This is a genomic window from Wolbachia endosymbiont of Drosophila barbarae, assembly GCF_044752445.1.
In the GTDB taxonomy this organism is placed as follows: Bacteria; Pseudomonadota; Alphaproteobacteria; order Rickettsiales; family Anaplasmataceae; genus Wolbachia; species Wolbachia pipientis.
In genome coordinates this window covers 1-1,980 of record NZ_JBIXJM010000218.1, presented here as the reverse complement: position 1 = coordinate 1,980, position 1,980 = coordinate 1, and the positions used below count along the sequence as shown (strand labels likewise).

The following is a 1,980-nucleotide window of genomic DNA, read 5'->3' as shown; positions in this document are numbered from 1 at the left end:
TTTCTCGCGACTGAAACAAACATTCGGGTTTAGTTTTAGGAATAAATCTGAGACAAATAGAGAGAAGGAACTACTTGTTAAATGCTATTTGCTCAATAAGTTCACTGATATTGGTATGGCTAAATTTGAGATAGCTTCATAAATTTATTGTGCGTTACCTACTATCCGAAGAGCGATGCAACAAAGCCCACTGGGATCCATTCTTCTTTTTTTCTGGATTCCAGCGTCACGCGCTGGAATGACAAAAGCTGCTAATTTTTCATGTAAATAATGGTTATGCAAGCAGTCTATTTTGTAACTAACAAAAGAGGACTTTGATTCGCATGTTTCTCACGCTTATTCTATTGTTTAACTATACTTTGAGCAATGTCTTCATAAATCTCTGCCAAATCCTCACTTAACATTAAAGGATTTCCGCAATCAGAAGCATGGCATATTTGTGGATCTAGAGGAACTCTGCCTAGAAGTTTGATGCCCAGCTCCTCAGACATTTTTTTTGCACCGTCTTTTCCAAATATGTATATTTTTGAGCCGCTTTGAATGAAATAACTCATATTTTCTACAATGCCAATAACCGGTACGCTGAGCTTTGTAAACATATCATAAATTTTGCGAGCATCGATTAAAGAGAGCTCCTGTGGAGTTGAAACTATTATCGCCCCAGTTAAGTTAAAATTTTCCATAAGACTTAAATGCACATCGCCAGTTCCAGGTGGTGTATCAATTATCAAATACTCTATATCGGACCATTTTGTTCCCATTAGCAGACTATAAAGTGCTTTTGTAATCATAGGTCCGCGCCATATTGCTGCACGATCTTTATCGATAAAATAGCCAATTGAAATAGTATGCAGTCCATACTTTTCTATAGGCATTGCTTTACTATCCTGTATTTCTGGCTTTAATTTTTCAGCGCCAAGCATTTTAGGAATTGAAGGACCATATATATCTGCATCAACTAGCGCAACTTTGTGTTTTAACTTTGCTAATGAGAGAGCAAGATTTAGCGCAACTGTGGACTTGCCCACACCGCCTTTACCAGAGGCCACAACGATTATATTTTTCACTCCTTCGATATGTAATTTAGCTTTTTGTTGCCCAGTTTGTTTTTGACAAGTAGCAACCACGGTCACTTTTGTCACCCCCGGTATAGCTTTAACAGCTTGCTCACAATTTCTTCTTAATTCTTCATTTGCTTGCGTGTTACCGGCAACTTCAAGCACAAAACCAACATCTTGACCTTTAATAATAATTGAGGATATTATGCCAAGAGCGATCACATCTTTACCGCTTTTTTGCTCTATGACTTTTTTTAAGTTCTCTCTTACAATTTTTTCGTTGATCATTAGCCTTTTAGGTGATTTCTTCCTGAAGTCGTTTAATCTCAGCTTGAGGAAGGCCGGTTGTCTGAGAGATAATATCAATAGAGATGTCAGCCTTAAGTAGGTTTTTTGCTACTTCAATCTTTCCCTCATCAAGTTTTTTAGCGAGGATGCCTTCTTCTTTCCGCAGATCCATTATTCTTTCTTCATATGCTACTAAATCTTTTTCATTCCAGCTAAACCTGTCTAATGCATCGTAGGCTAACTTTATTATTGGTGCTTTTTCTGCTATATTCCTTAGGTCTTCATCTGTAGTTTCATCTGCATACTGTTGTCTAAGTGAAGAAGGTCGCCCCTCCTCACTCGACTTCAAAACCGTACGTGAGACTTTGCGCCTCATACGGCTTCTCTCCAATTTGGTGCTTTTCATGCACACCTCCTGTGTAATTCATCGTGACAATGTCCATGTAACAAAGATAAGTTTTTGATCATATTGTTTCGTCTATTCCGGTCTTTATGATGTATTTCTATTATATCATCACTTTTAAACCATAGTCTACAATTATCACATTTACTTTGTTGTATAGCCATTTCTCATAATAGTTCGAACAGGTCATAGGAAGGCAGAATCAACAGCACGACGAAAAGATTCGAATAG

General features: G+C 37.5%; 1 protein-coding gene and 2 pseudogenes. 1 reads left to right on the top strand and 2 read right to left on the bottom strand.

What is annotated here, in order from left to right:
* Window positions 1–142, top strand: a pseudogene (locus ACIPNH_RS06780) (IS5 family transposase); the annotation flags it as partial.
* 199 nt (window positions 143–341) lie between these two features.
* On the opposite strand, the gene ACIPNH_RS04980 reads toward ACIPNH_RS06780, so the two are convergent.
* Window positions 342–1,346, bottom strand: a complete 1,005-nt coding sequence (locus tag ACIPNH_RS04980; RefSeq protein ID WP_007548295.1) for an Mrp/NBP35 family ATP-binding protein — start codon at window positions 1,344–1,346, stop codon at window positions 342–344.
* 7 nt (window positions 1,347–1,353) lie between these two features.
* Window positions 1,354–1,653: pseudogene (locus tag ACIPNH_RS04975) on the bottom strand (hypothetical protein); the annotation flags it as partial.
* Window positions 1,654–1,980 lie beyond the last annotated feature (327 nt).